We start from the raw sequence: 18,538 nt of genomic DNA on the forward strand, positions 1-18,538 counted from the left end.
CCGCTGGATGACACGCTTTAGCTCACGTTCACTCTCACCGTTTTCTTAAAAAATCCAATCCCGTATGAGATATCTAGATAGGATACACCACTTGGAATTGTGTAGGCCGCTCTCAAATAATAGTCATTGCTGCTCGCCTCAGTCACCGTAATCTTACTCTGACTTCCTGTATTCGTCGTGATAACGACTTGCCCCGTTTCGGCTGAACTTTCGTTGAAGTTAAGCGGTGCTTTCAGCCGAATTCCGATTGCCGATCCCGCTGCTGCTGAACTAATCTCCGTACTAAATGCGGAATTGAATGCTTTGATTTCCAAATCATCCGCCGCAGAATAAGCGAGAGAATCATTCCATGCTGTATTAAAAGCAACCCAACCCTCGGTGTACCCATGATCCGCCGTCGGCGTGAATGGATACGCCGTTTCTTTTGGTGCGCCATCTAGAACGCCTGGTACACTCATAAGATGACCATAACCACCATTATAGAAGTTAAACCAACCTCTATTAACACCTGCAATCTCCGTAACGGCATCATAACTAAAGTGCCTGCCAAAGGGATTGCGTCCAAACACATCATCAATTTGTGCAATACCAATTTGCTCAAGTCTATCTTTCATCGTGCTATTCGTGAGCACTCTTCGTGCAGCATAAGCTGATGCCAAGAAGCCTGCAGGACTCCCCGGTTCGTTATACGCGGTTAATCCCCCCGTCCATTGATCCAGTGTTCCCGTCCCATCCGAAGGATCGGCATACTTTCTTAGATCCCACAAATTATTGGAGCGTTTGATCATCAGATCAGACCACGCATTAATTTTGGCTGATAGTCCAGGTGGCGCCAGAGTAGGATAGACTTCTTGGAAATAGGCCAATGCTTCCATCGTAATATGCTCACTCATGCGCTGTCCTTTGGTGTTAGCTGGATTGTTCAGATCTACATTGTTAATTAACCACAAACAATTGTTATACGCCGCATCAAAATAAGCTTGATAATTGGATAATCCATCGCGCTTTGCCACTTCGTACATGAGTAAATTCGGCACAATGGCATAGCCTGGCGGCTGCTGCCCTTTCACCGTTCCGATGACCGACTGCGTCGCAAATAAATTATTATCACTGGAGCCACCCACATCATACCATTGCAGATTCGAATTGGGATTCGACCACTGCTGAATCGTAAAATCTCTAATCTGCGTATAAAAACTGCTGCTCACATAGTTGCTAATCTGCGGATAGAGGTAGAGAAAATAAGCCAACTGCCCTTTGATGAGCGCATGCAAATCTTTGGCATTATTCGTCTTGAGATCGTAATAACGTTGAGCACCGAATTTCATGTGCCACACAATATCGGGTTCATTTTGCACACGAAGTTCGGGATACTGACTGGTCGATAAATTGGAAATACCATACGGCATCCGGTCATAGGCACTTGGGTTCGCCATATATTGCAGCACTAAGGAGTTTAATTCGAACGAAAACTGATGACTATCGCGCCATCCATACCCTGTGTTGCCACCTACATCAAAGGTATCTTGACGGGATTGATCCATAAAACGCAAAGCAGGAAGAATCGAAACCCGCTGCATCCAATACTTGCCTATCGCAAAATTGTAAGAGTTCTGCCCACTGCTTTGCACGTAGTACTCACCGATGGTCGCAGGATTAAAGCTTGAGAAATCAGCGATTTGCCCGTTGACGGAACCTGTAAATACAGTGGAGTTGTCTGTTGCCTTTTTCACATAAAAAGGGGTGCCATTCGCTACATTCGTGACGGTTGCCCGCTTCGGTTTATCGAGATCATACCCACTCTGATTGACAAATACCGCAATCGTCGTAGTATCTGACCCCGAACCCGGCGGTGTTACAGGCTCTGCCGCGTCCGCTGTTGCCTCGAATTTCACAGCATTAGCACGCGTATTCCCCGACTTCACTTTCAGCGACACCGTGAGGGCCGCATCGGCAGTTGCACTGACGGTGGCAATTTTGTTCCATGTGTTCGGATTCAGCGTCTGATTTACCGTTTTCGCCCACACCCCGTTCAAAGAGGTGACGGTATAATCAGCACCTGACGTGTTATTACTGCTCGGGTACCACGCATACACATGGTAATTGCCTGTTGCTGGCGCGTATTGGCTCCATGTTGCCGTGCTATTCGCAGCTGTCGAATATCTGGAAGCGGTTCCATTATAGCCCGTAAGTGAACTATTCAGCCACGTTCCAGTCTCCGCGTAATCCGCATCTCCATTCGTAATGATGATCGGTGCAACTGCCGTTCCATCGTCAACGACGATAGCGTCGAAGCTAGCGCTCTGACCATACGTACGCAGACCGACTGCGCCTTGAGTGATGGTCGTGTCAGTTGTGCTAATTTTAGCTGTTGTCATATCGTCCAAATAACCTTTCAGCGCTGATCCACTCACTTCTAGCTTCAACGTGTGCCACGTGTTCAAATCCATCGCAAAACTATATGTACCCAGGAGTGTAAACGTCCCACTGCTTTTGCGATAAAGCTGCAGCCCGTTCGTTCCGTGAATTCGGAGCAAATAATAATTGTTTGCATCCGTGTAACGCGCAATAACGCCTGAAGCGGCTGTTGTATTCATCGTATTGAGCTTCATACTAGCTGTAACCGAATAATTGGCCCAAGTCGCACTTCCTGCAAAAACAACCCCTTCTGCCGTTGAACCCGTATTCGACTGTTTGTACGTGTACGTCCCATCTGATACAACAGACCATGTCCCACTCGCAGCCGTCCACCCTGTGGCATTCGCATCCTCGAAATTGTCGTTGAAGATCGTTGCCGCGTAAGCCCCATTTCCAGCTGGTAAGATCCCGAGCATGCATGTAAACAAACTGATTATAAGTAGATAAGCGGTCACCTTCCTGCTACATTTTGTCATAATCTTACACCTCCTATATCCTTGTAATACCTCCTTCACCTAGTCATATGTTCGTTATACATGATTGAATACGTTTGTCGAAATAAAAAACAAGCCGTCCCAGCCATGTCATATGACCTGCGGAACGACTTATTTATCATCGGATATGCCCCTCTATTCCTTCTTTGTGTACACATAAAAATAATAGATATAAGGATTGGCCTCATCTGTCTCTCCTTGCTCCACCGAAACCTCATTCCACTGCGTATAGTCAATCTCGGGAAAATAGGTATCTCCATCAAATTCATGATCGATTTTGGTCATGTAAAGCTTGTCCGCATAGGGTAAAAACAAACGATATATCTCTTCTCCGCCAAAAATGAAGATCTCTTCCTCGCCACGGCACATCTCGAATACCTCTGTAACGGAATGTGCGACCTCGCACCCCTGCGCTGAAAAGCTGATATCTCGGGTTAGAATAATATTTCTTCTACCTGGAAGAGCTTTGCCGATAGATTCAAAATTCTTTCTCCCCAAAATAATCGAATGTCCCATCGTCGTTTTCTTCACGTACTGCCACTCTTTGGGCAGTCTCCATGGTAAATCATTATTTTTACCAATCACACGATTCTTGTCCATGGCCACGATAAAAGAAATCGTCATACAATCACGCCCTTATCCCTCTGAAAATACCATTTTCATCATAATGCCTGCTATGGTTTGATCTACATGATTCTTTTTCTTCTCAACCTGATAGGGCTTGAATCCTAATTTGGCATAAAATAGTAACCCTCTTGTGTTCACATTGTGACAAACAAGATGCAATTCTTTTACTTGGAGCTCATCCTTCGCTTGAGCCATCATCGTTCGAATCAAGGATTCCGCCGCTCCCTTACCTCTGGCCTCTGAAGATACAATGACATTGCCAAGCCAGCAGCGATTTCCCTCTTCATAGCCATAGATATTGGCATATCCGAGCACCTGCCCCTTCTCATCTACCACGACCGTTTGCTTCAGCCTATTTTGGGTAGACGCTATGAGTTGCTCAGGCGTGAGCGGAAATTGGAATGCCGGTGACATGAAATACAACTCTTCCGCGTTCCGTGGAAAGGTGCTGATGATGTGGAGATCCTCTGTACTTGCTGGTCTACATGTGTACATAGTAAGCCTCCTTCGTTTTCTATGGCTCTCGCCGTAAACACCTTTCAGCCTAGCACGCCCAAGCCGATCCGCTTGCGCATAGCCATACAATTTCGAGAGATAGCCCGCGTTTCCTTTTTTGTCATCTACGACGCTAGTAAACGACAAAATTAGAGACCTCATGTCGAATAAGGAGATATATGGATGGGTCCATATGAGCAGGACCATAAGCACTTACTAGAGTTCCTGAATCTAGTATTTAATTAAAATAACCATTGGTTAAATACATAGGTTGATTTCATACTCTATTTTGCAGGAGGTTTCCTATTGAAAAATTACACCTCGAAGATGACTAGAGTTTTACTGGCAACGAGTTTAACCGCAGGACTATTTTCAACAGCAGCATTCACTACAACTGCATTCGCAGCAGGATCCGACAACGCAGAGTCACTTGAAGCAGCACCGGTCGATTTCAATATTGTGGATGATGACCGGTTGGCAAAGGGCTTAATGGACCGAGGTCTGTTAAGCAAAAGCGCTACGCCAGAACAGATCGCCAAAGCTGTCAGATCGTATGTGGCTGGAAAAAACAATAAACCTGTTCAATCCAAGGTAGACAAGCAAAATAATGACATCGACCGAAGATCGAAGGAGTTCATTGCAAAGCAAAAGACTAAGCTCATGTCGCAGTTGAACAAAGGCCATCTCGACTTGAAGAATGGTCTCCCCAATGGCATCCCCATTCCAACAGCCAAAGATGATGGCTACAACGGTCCCGTGCGCGAGGATAAAGTCCTCGTTCTTTTGACCGAATTCTCCGATTTTAAACATAACAATGTCAAACAAGAGCCTGGTTTCATGTACGCCAAGGATTTTAATCGTGATCATTATCAGAAGCTAATGTTTGGCAATAAAGATTTCACCTTATTTGACGGTTCTAAGATCAAAACCTTTAAACAATACTACGAAGAGCAATCGGGCGGCAGCTATACGGTGGATGGATATGTCTCCAATTGGTTAACTGTTCCTGGTAAAGCCGTCGAATACGGTGATGATAGCCCTGCTGGTGGTCATGATAATCTAAACCCCAAAGGTCCTCGTGATCTAGTGAAAGATGCCCTGAACGCAGCCGTTGCAACCGGCCTCAACTTAGCTGATTATGACAAGTTTGACCTATATGATTTGGATGGAGACGGTAATCAAAATGAACCCGATGGTCTCGTTGACCACTTGATGATTATTCATGCGGGTACAGGCCAAGAAGCTGGCGGTGGACAATTAGGCGATAACGCCATTTGGTCTCATCGTTGGACGCTGAGCAGTGTATATGCAATTCCAGGCACGACGGCGGGAGTAGATTATTGGGGTGGCCAGATGGCTGCTTATGATTATACGATTCAACCTGAGGATGGCGCTGTCGGGGTATTCGCACATGAGTTCGGTCATGACTTAGGTTTACCGGATGAATATGATACCCAGTATTCCGGGCAAGGTGAGCCTATTGCCTCTTGGTCCATCATGAGCGGCGGCAGCTGGAACGGCAACATTGCGGGAGCAACGCCTAGTTCTTTTTCACCTCAAAATAAAGAGTTCTTCCAGAAAACCATGGGCGGCAATTGGGCCAATGTGACTGAAATTGATGCCTCCGACATTACGAAGCTAGGCAAGGCTGCCATCATTGACCAGAGTGTAACGAAATCCAAAAATCCAGGTATCGTCAAAGTAACTTTGCCGGATAAAGCTGTGGCAGGCATTCAACCAGCGTTCGGGACTAAGTATTATTACAGCACAAAAGGAGATAACCTACACACCACGCTCTCCACGCCTGAGTTTGATTTAACCCAAGCACGAACGGCTTCGTTTGATTTTAAAACCTTGTATGAGGTCGAATTTGAATATGATTACTTAACGGTTACAGCTTCAACCTACAACCAACAAGTTGTCCTCGATATCATTGGCGATAATGACACGAACGGCGACGCGCGTGCAGAAACATCCAACGGAGCTTGGGTCGATAAGTCCTATGATTTAAGCGCATTTGCTGGTAAAAAGGTAACCCTCCACTTTGACTATGTCACAGATGGCGGGCTGGCTTTGAACGGTTTTGCTATGGATAATGCCAAATTAACCGTAAATGGTCAAACCGTATTCTCCGACGATGCCGAAGGCGCTTCTAAAATTAACCTAGACGGCTTCGTCATCTCGAACGGTACGGAATTTAAGAAGCACTATTACTACTTGGAATGGAGAAACTATGCGGGATCCGATAAAGCTCTCGCTTTCAGCCGAGGTGTCAAATACAATACCGGACTTGTTGTTTGGTACGCGGATGATAGTTATTTGGACAACTGGGTTGGTATCCACCCTGGACAAGGCTTCCTTGGCGTCGTGGATTCTCATGCTGAAGCTATGGTCTTCAAAAAAGATGGACAAGACTCTGTCTCGCAGACGACACGTTATCAAGTAGCGGATGCGGCATTCTCTTTGGACAAAACACCAGCATGGTACATTAATAACCCAACGCGTGGTGAGTACACGTATAAATCTTTGCAAGGTGTTGAAGAGTTTTCCGATGCCAAACGCTATATGAATACGTTGATTCCGGATGCCGGACGTCTCGTTCCGACTTATGGATTGAAGTTCAGAGTTGTTGGTGAGGCGAAGGATAATTCGGCTGGATTGGTTTGGATTCATAAATAAGTAAATGAATAATGCAAAAGCCTGCGATTATGCGGGCTTTTTTGCGTGTTAACAAGAACTTAACACTGTGTTTAATATTTCTGAAATAAAATTTCATAATAATTTTAATATTTAAAATTTTATTGCAATATTCAATACTTTTGATTATCATGATAACAAGTTTACGAAATATTCATATTTAAAGGAGGCGAATTTATGTTCAAATTAACAAGTTTTAGAAGGCAAGTTTCTAGCGTAATGTCCCTTGCTGTATTATTGAGCGCTTTTTCAGGGACGCATGTAAACGCTTCCCAATTTATGGAATCTCCTTCCATTGCTGCCCAATCAGCAAGCGTGATGAGCTCTGCGTACAGCAAAATTGAACTTGCTGCAGCTTCGCTAAAGATTGCACCTAGCACCACGCAAACTTATACGCTTACTGCGTACGATTCGGGAGGTGCATCGACTCCGATACCAGCGGATCAAGTTACTTGGACGGCGGACAGCAGCATCGGTACGATTTCGACTAGCGGGGTGCTAACTGCGCCAGCGGTGGCTAGCGGGTATGTGCAAGGGTACGTGCATGCGAGTTATGAGGGGCTTACGACATCGACACTGGTGATTGTGGGGAATCCGGTGGGTGTTGTATTGGAGGATTTTGAGAGTGCAGTTAAAAATGGTAAAGCTGCTCTAAGTGCGGGGAGAACAGTCAGCGATGCCGTTTATGCATATACCAGTACACTTGATATCGTAAGCAGTCCCGTACGATTTGGGAACGCTTCTGCCAAACTAAACTATAACTATTTGGGTACTCCCGGAGCCTTCGGCGTTTTCGTGAGTTTGCTTAATTCCTCAGGGGCGGCTGAGCGACCGATTGTGGGAACACCAAAGAAAATAGGAGTTTGGGTATATGGGGATCCAGGTAAACATACGCTTCGCGCTAGATTAAAAGCTCCTGGTCTCATATATGCAGATTTTACTCCCACAACAGGATTTAAAACGAATGGTTGGACATATGCAACAGCAACTATTCCATCAGGCACGTCATATAAATTTTTGGATGTGTATCTGGTTGAAGATAAAACTGACGAAAAAGATGCAGGCAGCCTCATATTTGACCAATTAAGTTTGTTTTATACAGACACAACTGCCTTTAGTTTAGATATTCAAGGTTTAGCCCCTATAGAAGTAGGACAGACGACAACTGCATCTGTATATGCATTGAGAAGCGGTGGATCGGCACCAACACTTACAACAAGCGGAATCACCTATTTGAGTAGCCAACCTGATATTGCTATGGTAGATAGCACAGGTAAAGTAACAGGTCTCAATCCAGGGAAAACATCCATCGTAGCGTTTAAGTCAGATTCAGATCCTGCCTTCTCTGAGGTAACAGTGAGTCCATCTACTGCTCCCCCAATTATTCCTACGAAGTTTGAGCTAACATCTCCATCACCGATAGTTGAGCCAGGTTCTACACAGGCATATACGCTAACTGGCTACGATGCAAACGGTAATTCAGTCCCAACTCCAGCTAGTCAAGTGACTTGGCAAGCGGATAGCAGCATTGGAACTATTTCTTCCAGCGGGGTATTAACAGCAGCAGCGGTACCGAGCGAATTTGTCCAGGGTTATGTGCATGCAACCTACAACGGACATACCGCCGATCAACTCGTACTTGTAGGAAATAACATCGCAACGGTTTTTGAGGATTTTGAGAGCTTGACGAAGAACGGAACGACTGCCATTAGTGCTGGTAGAACAACTAGTGTGACAGTTCCAGGCACACTTCCTGCTGGCCCAGAATCCTCTATCGTAAATATTGCCACTCGGCCGACAGCTCCGGTTATGTACGGCAATAGTTCCGCCAAGCATTCTTATGACATGACATTAAGTCCTTCTGGAACTTTCGGTGTCTATGCTAGCTTGAATAATTTAGATACAGGATCTGAGGGCCGTCCTTTTATAGGATACCCGAAACAAATAGGCGTCTGGGTCTATGGTGATGAGTCAACTCACTATCTTCGTGCACAGCTTAAAAGGATTGCTAACGACACAGTTATAGACGGCAAACCTATTAACGGCGCACTTCTTAACAACACACTCGTCACAGTTGATTTTGTCCCTACTACTCCAGGGATAAACTGGAAAGGTTGGAGATATGTAACTGCTAATATTCCGACAGAATATGAAAAGATATCAGAAAATCCGTTAGTCGAGAAACAGATTAGCTATAGGTTGATGAATATGTATGTGGTTGAGCCCAATAATACTAAAAAGAATGAAAGCGTAGTTTACTACGACCACTTGAGTGTCTTCTATACGAACACGACAACATATGGCCTAGACATTCAGGGACTCACCCCCATGCAAGTCGGTCAAACTAGATCAGCACAAGCTTTTATCACAAAAAAAGATAGTACAGCTCCTGAGTTAACGACTAGCGGAGTCACCTATTTGAGCAGCCGACCAGATATCGCTACTGTCGATGGCAATGGTCAAGTAACGGCGCTGAAATCAGGCAAAACGTCGATTATTGCTCTTTATGCCGATACACAGCCAGCTGTGTATGAACTTACAGTCAGCGACATGACACCTGTCGTGAATACGCTTGAATTGTTAGGCGTACCAACGATTGAGGCTAGTAGAACGGATTCCCTGCTACTGAGAGCCACCTACGCTGGTCAAACGGATAAACTGAACGTTACAACGGATAGCGCTTCAACGATTACAAGCTCTAACACAGATGTAGCGATTGTGGAGAACGGTAAATTAAGAGCACTTAGCGTAGGTACTTCTACGATTACAGCTACGTTTGGAGGACAAACGACCTCCTACTTACTAACAGTCATTGAACCTGTACTCGTCCTCTATAAAATTCAGTTGGCAAATATGCAATCACTAACGATTGGCGATACACATACGGCCAACGTAAATGCCATTTATAACTTACTAGATCTACCACAAGCACCCGTCAGTGTGACGCAAGGAGTTACTTTCAAAAGCAGTAAAGAAGATGTCGCAACGATCGATGCATCATCGGGTGCTATAACAGCTGTTAATGTCGGCGTCACGCTAATTACAGCTACACTAGGGAAAAAATCAGCGACCTATTCGCTGGTCGTCAATCAAGCTCAATCCGCTCCAAAAAGAGAGATGAGAGCTGCATGGGTCGCAGCCGTTGAGAATATTGACTGGCCGAAGAAAGGTATAGTTAATGTGGAGCAGCAGAAACAAGACTTTAAAAACCTGTTAGATCGTTTAGCTGCGACTGGCATCAATGCCATCATTACGCAAGTAAGACCGACTTCAGATGCGTTATACCCGTCTACGATTAACCCTTGGTCGGAATGGTTAACAGGCACACAAGGTAAGGATCCAGGCTATGATCCACTTGCTTTCATGATTGAAGAAGCTCGCAAGCGCAATATGGAATTCCATGCTTGGTTCAATCCGTATCGAATCAGTAATGATGAAAACATGAACAAATTAGCAGCGAACAGCCCTGCGAAACTGCATCCAGATTGGGTCGTTCACTATGATGGCAAGATGGGTTACAACCCCGGCATTCCAGCCGTAAAGCAATATGTCATCGACAGTGTGATGGAAGTTGTTAAAAACTATGATATCGATGGTGTTCATTTCGACGATTACTTCTATCCATATCCGGTTACAGGCTTGAATTATCCGGATAGTGCTACCTTTGTACAGTACGGAGGTAATCTCAACTTAGGAGACTGGCGTAGACAAAATGTGGATTCCCTGATTCAAGAAATTTCACAGGAAATTAAGCAAGAGAAACCCTATGTCCAATTTGGTATCAGTCCTTTCGGTATATGGAGAAATAAGTCGGATAAAGTGCCGAATGGCTCCGACACATCTGCATCTGCAACCGAAAGCTACAACGCCATTTACGCGGATACGCTTAAATGGGTTCAGCAAGGCTGGATTGACTATATTACCCCGCAATTATACTGGAGTATTGGCAACAGTGCTGCCTACGATAAGTTGGTTGAATGGTGGCAAGAACAAGTAAAAGGTAGACATGTTAACCTGTACACAGGGAATGGCATTTATAAAGTCGGCGTAGATGCCGATTCGAATTGGCTAGATCCTGAACAGATTCCTAATCAGATTAAGTACAATCGTAATTATGCTGATGTAAAAGGTACGATGCTCTTTGGCGCAACCAGCTTACTCAGCAATCCGCTAGGCGTAAAAGACACGTTACAAAATTCGTTATTTCAATATCCTGCCTTATTGCCGCAACTGAGCTGGCTAGATTCGGTTGCTCCTAATGCGCTGCAGACGGTTGCCACGCAATCGGTAAGCAATGGCGTACAAGTAAGCTGGAACGATGCGCAAACCGACACCGCATACTATGTCATCTATCGAGCAGAAGGCGAAAATGCACCAGATACCAATGATCCTGCATACATCTTTAAGCAAGTTAGAAAGCAGTCAGGCGATGCTCAGTCATTCGTCGATACAACCGCAGCAGCTTCCGTGACCTACACGTATATCGTAACGGCTGTGGATCGACTTCATAATGAAAGCCCAGCTAGTGAGAGTAAAACCATTACGTATATTCAGCCGGAAGCAGATCAACAACCAAGTCCGAGTCCAGGAGCAGGCACAGGCGCAGGTACAGCTACGGGTAACGTTCAAGACATTCAACTGTCTGATATGCAAAATACGAGCGAAACACAGGTAACTGTCACGGTTAAACCAAATGTGGAAACCATTCAATTACCGGCTAACACTGCTAGCCTGATCGGCGGCAATAAAGATCTCGTTCTTCAGTTGAATAACTTATCAATTACCATACCTAGCGCGGTATTAGCATCAGCTGAAAGCCTCATTTCGAGCAATGACAGCAAGGCTAAGTTGATCTTCTCCGTAGTCCCTGTTACAGGAGAGCAATTGACCGCCCTAGAGGGGACGAGCGGTGATGCTTATGGCGCGAATTTAAAAGGGGCAGCTGTTTATCGCTTAACATTAACGGTTCAAAATGCAGATGGCACACGTACGGAAATTAAACAATTTGCCAAGCCAATGAGCTTCACCTTTACGATTCCAGAGGGAATCGATGCTGCCAAAGCACAGGTCTACTATATAGCTGACAATGGAGAACTGACCTATGTAGATAGCCGCTTGTCGAGCGACAAAAGCACGCTTACAGCAGATATTTCCCACTTTAGTACGTATGGCGTTTTCGAATTTAACAAATCGTATGAGGATGTTGCCAATACGCATTGGGCATACAAAGCTGTGGGTGAGTTGAGCCGCAAGCTGATTGTAAAAGGAGTGGACGATCATTCCTTCGGTCCAGAACGCAGTGTCACGCGTGCTGAATTCGCTGCCCTTTTAGTAAGAGCACTAGGCTTAAAAGAAGCCTCAACCACTTCTTTTCAAGATGTGCAAGCTTCCGATTGGTTTGCTAAAGAAGTTGCTGCTGCTCTTCAAGCAGGGATCGTTACAGGAATGACAAATACGACGTTTAATCCTAATGGTACGGTGAGTCGTGAACAGATGGCGGCGATGCTTGTGAGAGCTTATCTCCTTCAGCACCCCAATGCAAACGTACAAACGGGCGAGGCAACATTCACGGATATCTCGAGCGTACAAGAGTGGGCTAAGATATTCGTCAATCAAGCTGCTGGACTAGGTTTGGTTACGGGACGTGAAGAGAACGTATTTGCGCCTGCGGCCATCTTAAATCGTGCCGAAAGTGCACAAGCTATATTTAACTTACTTCATCTAAAATAACAAAATAAAAACCACCGTTATCGCAGTCATGGGATATGAAATCCAGCGACGTGCATAAGGGTGGTTTTTTACAATTGTGCAATCCCTGTATTTCTCTTTGACTCCTTAGGGGCAATATATAACCTTTAAATACCTCGCATTATCTCCCTCTATCTTCCATTTCCTTGGTTGTCAATAACGGAGTCGTCTGCTACTCTGTGGATAACAACTACATGGAAGAAGGCTACCCCATGCTGAATCGGAGTGTCACACTCACGGAAACGCAGCGCTTTTTGCTTCGAAATGTCTCCATCATCGTGCTCGGTCTCTTCATTAACCAAATGCTGCAAACCGTGGGAAGCATTGTTCTAGCTCGTGTGCTGGACGATCCCACCAAATTCGGTCAAGTGAATCTGTTGCTGCAAATTTTCGGAATGGCTTCCTTATTTCTCAATGTGGGCTTCAACTCTTCCTTGATTTACACTTTTTCAAGAAAGCCCTTGCAAGCCGTACAGACCAATTTTCGCGTTGCCTTCTTTGGAAGCTCGCTTTTCGGGATTATTTTCGGACTAATCCTAGCGTTGCTAGCCCCATTCTTAGCCAATTATTATCAACTGCCCGAGCTAAAAGGTGCCCTGACCCTAAGTGCAATCATGTTCATGTTCAACTCCATGATTAATATCGGCGTCGCATCCTTCTCCGGGAATCGTGATTTCGCCGTTCAAGCCTTCTTCATGGTCATCACCACGACCCTCTCTACCTCGGGTATGGTACTTGGCGTCATATGGCCCCTTGGCCAATTGAACCTTCTTGAAAATATATCGATATGGATGAGCGTGGGAGCGATCCTGACTGCTCTTTTTATTGGATGGAAAGTTGAACGTGTGCATAATCCAAAATGGCTCGGGAACATCCCCCTGCAAGAGGTGCGGATTATGATGGCATACGGCATTCCTTCCTGGGCCGGAAACATTGCCAAAGCGTTTCAACAACCTTTTTTGGTCATGATGGTCGGTTCCAGTTCGGTTGTCGCTGTCGGTTATTTATCCAACGGGTTTCGAATAACAGGATTTATCGGCATTATTACGTGGGCGTTCATGATCGTCACTTTTCCGTTCGTAGCGGAGAGCGCGCAAGATCAGAAGGAAAGCCAACACCGTGGGACAAGCTGTGTGCGGTATAACAACATTTTTCTATATCCAATGACAGCGGTCATCTGCTTATATCCAGATCAAATTAACGGTTTTCTATTTGGTGAGAGCTTCAACACGGGAGACTCAGCTATATATATTCGATTAATGGCGTTAGGCGTCTTATTCTCCTCCGTGGGTCGGCTTGGCGGAAGCATTCTAGCTGGTATTGGAAAAACAAAAGCGAATTTCTGGGTCATGATCGTGGCCGGCGTGTTCGTCGTTGCGATCGTTCCCTTTATTGCCGCTGAAAGCCCTGTCTTAGCCGTATGGATTTACACCGGAGGATGGGCTGTCTCCGCGATCGCGATGATTGGATTTTTCTATTATGAAAAATTTCCTCTAAATTGGTGGAAAGCTTATGGAGAGCCACTCTTACCGACACTAGGCATGATAGCCATTATGCAAATTGGGGCGTTGGCACCAGGATGGTATCCCCTTTTCATCGTTGGCGGTCTACTTTGTCTACTAGCACTATCGATCGTGATCGAAAAGCGTGCCGCAACAGATATGCATAAGCTGGATGCTCGCCAATTGTAAACGACATACAAAACTAAAGCACTTCGAAGGCAACCCGCTGCCTTGAAGTGCTTTTTCTACTTATATCGTATACGCATATTTATCTGTTGCTGCAATTTCCGCTAAAGCTGAATTCTGCTCTTTGACCAAAATACGATCCAGTATCAATTGCTCGAAATACGCAAACCCGCTGTCCCGCACGCGAGGGCGTGGCAATGTGATTTTCACATCAAGGGCAATCTGCCCTTCCTCGATCAAAATGACGCGATCAGCCAATTGAACGGCTTCCGAGACATCATGCGTAACGAGCAACGCCGTAAACTTCTGGAGATACCACAGCCGCTCAATCAGCTGCTGCATCTCGATGCGTGTCAGTGCATCCAGCGCGCCAAGCGGCTCATCCAGCAGCAGCAATCGAGGCTGCCCAGCCAATGCGCGGGCCAAAGCAACGCGTTGGCGTTGCCCTCCTGACAGCACCCCCGGCCAATCATTCGTTCTGTCGGATAGTCCCACCTGTGCCAGAACCTGCTCTGCTCTCACACGCGAGCCATCCTTCACGCCAACCTGAACATTCGCGAGCACGCGGTTCCATGGAAGTAAGCGAGCATCCTGAAACAATACACGCGTATCGGAGTGGATGCCCTTCAGCTGCTGGCCGTCGACTTCGATATGCCCGCTCGAGGGCTTATCCAGCCCGGCAATTAAGCGCAGCAGGGTACTTTTGCCACAGCCGCTGCGCCCGACAATCGCAATGAACTCACCAGGGGCTGCATTCAGATCTACCCCTTGCAGCACTTGCTTTTGACCAAAAACCTTCGCAGCCTGCTTCACTTGCAGATGAATCCCCTTATTTCCCGCCATCGTGCCCACTCTCCTTTAGGTTTTCAAGAAATTAGGATGCCACTGCAACCAGGCCCGTTCCAACACCTTCGCGATGTAGTCAGATATTTTTCCGAGCAAAGCATACACAATAATGCTTAAAATCACGACATCCATCTGCAGAAATTCTCGAGCATTCATCGCCATATAACCGATGCCTGAGCTGGATGAAATCGTTTCGGCTACGATCAAAGTTATCCACATAATACCTAGTGAAAAACGAACTCCGACCAAAATCGAAGGTAATGCTCCAGGAATTATGATTTTACGAAATAAATGAAAATGGCGTAGACCGTACACACGACCCATTTCAATTAATCCTGGATCCACAGATCGAATGCCATGGAAGGTATTTAAATAAATCGGAAAAAATACGCCTAGGGCAACTAGGAAAACCTTTCCTTCTTCACCGATACCAAACCAAAGGATAACTAACGGAATCATCGCCAGATGAGGAATATTCCGCAGCATTTGTACAGATGTGTCAGTTAGTTTTTCAAGGATAGGAAAGAGTCCATTAATTAAACCCAAAGCAAATCCGATGCCACCACCAATGGCAAAGCCGATGAAGGCGCGTTTGGAGCTGGACCCAATATACGTGAACAAGGTCCCTTTCTCTGCCAAATGAACGCCAGCTGCGAAGACAGCTGACGGTGTAGATAAGATTCTGGTGGAAATGACCCCTAGCTGCCCTAATAACTGCCATAATGCAATAAGTAGAATCGGAAGTGCCCAAGGGAGCAGCCCTTTAACCAGAGACTTTGACAGGTTGGTTGTCATCGGACCGAACCCCCTTTGCTGGCTTCGGCAATTCCGTATTAGCGATGAGCTCTCCGAACGGACTTACGTAATTCGCAGATGTGCTCGCCTTTTTTCCATTCGTCTTCAAAGGCAAATGCGGGAATAGCAGCTCCGCTGTCCGATAAGCCTCCTCCAAGTGTGGGTACCCAGAGAAAATGAACGTCTCAATGCCTAGCTCCGCATATTCTTTCATGCGCGTAGCAACCGTCTCTGGATCGCCCACTAAGGCCGTTCCAGCACCTCCGCGCACAAGACCGATGCCCGCCCATAGATTAGGGCTAATCTCCAGCTTTGTTCGATCACCCTTATGCAGCTCTGCCATGCGGCGTTGACCGACGGAATCCATACTTGCAAATATTTTCTGTGCAGAAGCAATTGTCTCATCGTCTAGATGGGAAATTAAACGGTTCGCATCCGCCCAAGCTTCTTCTGACGTTTCACGAACGATGACATGCAGGCGTATGCCAAATTTCACGGTACGGCCACGCTTAGCTGCGGCTTCGCGAACCGTTTTGATTTTCTCGGCTACTTGAGCTGGCGGTTCCCCCCATGTCAGGTACACATCCACATGATCCGCTGCTACTTCAATCCCTGCCGGTGAAGACCCACCGAAATAAATAGGCGGATATGGCGCTTGGATCGGCGGATAAACAATCTTCCCGCCTTTAACTTGCAGATGTTTGCCTTCAAAATCGACCTGTTCACCCGCAAGCTCTTTGCGCCAAATGTGCAGGAATTCATCCGTCAACTCATATCGTTCATCGTGCGCCAAGAAAAGCCCTTCCGCTTCAAGCTCTTTCGGATCTCCTCCTGTCACGACGTTGATCAGCAAGCGACCATCCGATAACCGATCAAAAGTGGAAGCCATTCTGGCCGAAAGAGTTGGCGACATCAAGCCCGGTCTGACCGCGACTAGAAATTTCAGCCGCTCGGTCACAGGAATCAAGGAAGACGCCGTAACCCATGCATCCTCGCAGGATCTGCCTGTCGGCAGTAGAACGCCGCCATAGCCTAGTTGATCCGCTGCTTGCGCGATCTGCTTCATATAGCCATAATCTACAGCGCGAGCCCCTTTCGTTGTTCCAATGTATCTGCTGTCTCCGTGTGTCGGAATAAACCAGAATACTTCCATCTTCATCGTCTCCCTTATTCATTATGAGTAGCTCGAACCTATTTCGTAGCTGGCAATACCGCTTCCTTGACTTTAATTTCTTTCGGAATCAGGCCTAGTTTGAAAAAGGTATCCGCAATTTTCTGTTGTTCATTAATCAACGCGTCATCAATCGGCTGTATGCCGTATGCTCTGCGTTTTGCAGCACGCTCTAGGGAAGGTACATCAATTCCTAACTGCGGGGACAACGTCTCCGCTAGCTCTTTCGGATGATCTTTGGACCATACATCTACTTTTGCCAATTGATCCAATATCGTTTTGACCGTATCTTTATTATTTTCTGCATATGTGCGAGTAGCTAAATAAAATTCATGGTTCGCAACGGTGTCCTTGCCGTCAGCCAAAATCTTCGCTTTGGCAGAAGTTTCTGCTGCCGCGAAGAACGGATCCCAGATTACCCAAGCATCGACACTGCCTTTCTCAAATGCGGCTCTAGCATCCGCTGGAGGCAGGAAAGCCACTTGAATATCCTCATATTTCAAACCAGCCTTTTCAAGCTGCTTCACTAACAAATAGTGAACGTTCGAGCCTTTATTCAAGGCAACCTTCTTCCCTTTCAGATCAGCAACAGATTTAATCTCTGATTTTTCTGGGATGAGGATCGCTTCACTAGCAGGACTGGCAGGCTCATGCCCAAGGTAAACGAGCGGTGTACCCGCAGCCTGTGCGAAAATTGGGGGTGCTTCTCCGGTATGCCCCACATCGATGCTGCCAACATTCATGGCTTCTAGCAGCTGAGGGCCTCCAGGAAACTCGGTCCATTGAATCGTGATCCCTTTTTCTTTCAATGCTTTATCCAGTTCCCCGTTCGCTTTCAAGAAGTTCACGGTGCCATATTTCTGATAGCCGATGCGAAGTGTCGTACTTTTACCCTTTCCTTCATCGGCCTTTGCCGTTGACGTAGGTGCCTTTGTGTCCACTGCACCTGTTGTCGACTTGGAATCTGCTCCGCAACCGCTCAACACCGTCACTAGCACAGTGGATAAAACGAAACTCATGATTAGATTTTTCTTCATGATAAAGCCCCCTTATTTATGTTGTATGTGTGTAAAGCGCGCATCGAAAGAATACAAAAAAGAGACACAGCTCTCCCTAGTGGAAGTTTCGCTTGTGTCTCCGGTGGTCCGGTCGATACATTATTATTCTGATAAGATTACTTGGTTTTAATTTACCAATAATTTTCTTATCCGTCAATCATTATTTTGAGCAAAAGAAGAGTCCCTAGAAAATCGCCGTTGCCTGACGAGATATACGCCTACGCCGTCTGCTCTCACTCCACTATCCCCTTCGCTCAGGTTACAATTCCCTGACTAATCCTCAATAACATGCTCTTCTGAGCCAAAGGGATAGTGAGCATATATGATAAAAAAAAGCCAACCGCCTCGACCAGCAGCCATGCTCAACAGCTTCTTCCAGCGCTTCTTTTACTCTCACTCCACTATTCCCTTCGCTCAGGTTACAATTCCCTGACTAATCCTCAATAACATGTTCTTCTGAGCCAAAGGGATAGTGAGCATATATGATAAAAAAAGCCAATC

General features: G+C 46.1%; 10 protein-coding genes. 3 read left to right on the forward strand and 7 right to left on the reverse strand.

Translation table 11 applies throughout. The annotated features are described in order from the left end of the window. Positions 1 to 17 precede the first annotated feature (17 nt). The 3 genes from J2736_RS32190 to J2736_RS32200 form a co-directional block, all read right to left on the reverse strand. Positions 18 to 2,894, reverse strand: a complete 2,877-nt coding sequence (locus tag J2736_RS32190; protein ID WP_310502642.1) for a golvesin C-terminal-like domain-containing protein — start codon at positions 2,892 to 2,894, stop codon at positions 18 to 20. Between the two features lie 153 nt (positions 2,895 to 3,047). Continuing rightward, positions 3,048 to 3,536, reverse strand: a complete 489-nt coding sequence (locus tag J2736_RS32195; RefSeq protein ID WP_310502643.1) for a dihydrofolate reductase — start codon at positions 3,534 to 3,536, stop codon at positions 3,048 to 3,050. A 12-nt stretch (positions 3,537 to 3,548) separates the two neighbouring features. Then, positions 3,549 to 4,034, reverse strand: coding sequence for a GNAT family N-acetyltransferase (locus tag J2736_RS32200; protein WP_310502644.1), 486 nt, complete (start codon positions 4,032 to 4,034; stop codon positions 3,549 to 3,551). 327 nt (positions 4,035 to 4,361) lie between these two features. Here J2736_RS32200 and J2736_RS32205 point away from each other — a divergent pair, with 327 nt between their 5' ends. The 3 genes from J2736_RS32205 (at position 4,362) to J2736_RS32215 (ending at position 14,170) form a co-directional block, all read left to right on the forward strand. Continuing rightward, on the forward strand, positions 4,362 to 6,713 hold the full coding sequence (locus tag J2736_RS32205) for an immune inhibitor A domain-containing protein (protein ID WP_310502652.1): 2,352 nt from the start codon (positions 4,362 to 4,364) through the stop codon (positions 6,711 to 6,713). A gap of 195 nt (positions 6,714 to 6,908) precedes the next feature. Further along, positions 6,909 to 12,461, forward strand: coding sequence for a family 10 glycosylhydrolase (locus J2736_RS32210; protein ID WP_310502645.1), 5,553 nt, complete (start codon positions 6,909 to 6,911; stop codon positions 12,459 to 12,461). A 230-nt stretch (positions 12,462 to 12,691) separates the two neighbouring features. Then, a complete protein-coding gene (locus J2736_RS32215; protein WP_310502646.1) occupies positions 12,692 to 14,170 on the forward strand; it encodes an oligosaccharide flippase family protein in 1,479 nt (492 codons plus the stop codon). A gap of 60 nt (positions 14,171 to 14,230) precedes the next feature. Here J2736_RS32215 and J2736_RS32220 read toward each other — a convergent pair whose 3' ends face one another. From J2736_RS32220 to J2736_RS32235, 4 genes are read right to left on the reverse strand one after another with little or no spacing between them, the layout of a single operon-like run. Continuing rightward, positions 14,231 to 15,010 (reverse strand): ATP-binding cassette domain-containing protein, encoded by a 780-nt coding sequence (locus J2736_RS32220; protein WP_310502647.1) that lies wholly within the window; start codon positions 15,008 to 15,010, stop codon positions 14,231 to 14,233. 15 nt (positions 15,011 to 15,025) lie between these two features. Next, positions 15,026 to 15,808: an aliphatic sulfonate ABC transporter permease SsuC gene (ssuC, locus tag J2736_RS32225; RefSeq protein ID WP_310502648.1), complete on the reverse strand. Its 783-nt coding sequence runs from the start codon at positions 15,806 to 15,808 to the stop codon at positions 15,026 to 15,028. Further along, the gene (gene ssuD, locus J2736_RS32230) at positions 15,777 to 16,961 is read right to left on the reverse strand and encodes an FMNH2-dependent alkanesulfonate monooxygenase (protein WP_310502649.1); all 1,185 of its coding nucleotides are present in this window, start codon (positions 16,959 to 16,961) and stop codon (positions 15,777 to 15,779) included. The genes ssuC and ssuD overlap by 32 nt, the downstream gene beginning before the upstream one ends. A gap of 38 nt (positions 16,962 to 16,999) precedes the next feature. Continuing rightward, on the reverse strand, positions 17,000 to 18,016 hold the full coding sequence (locus J2736_RS32235) for a sulfonate ABC transporter substrate-binding protein (RefSeq protein ID WP_310502650.1): 1,017 nt from the start codon (positions 18,014 to 18,016) through the stop codon (positions 17,000 to 17,002). Positions 18,017 to 18,538: the final 522 nt, after the last annotated feature.

The organism is Paenibacillus qinlingensis (genome assembly GCF_031455095.1).
Lineage (GTDB): Bacteria > Bacillota > Bacilli > Paenibacillales > NBRC-103111 > Paenibacillus_E > Paenibacillus_E qinlingensis_A.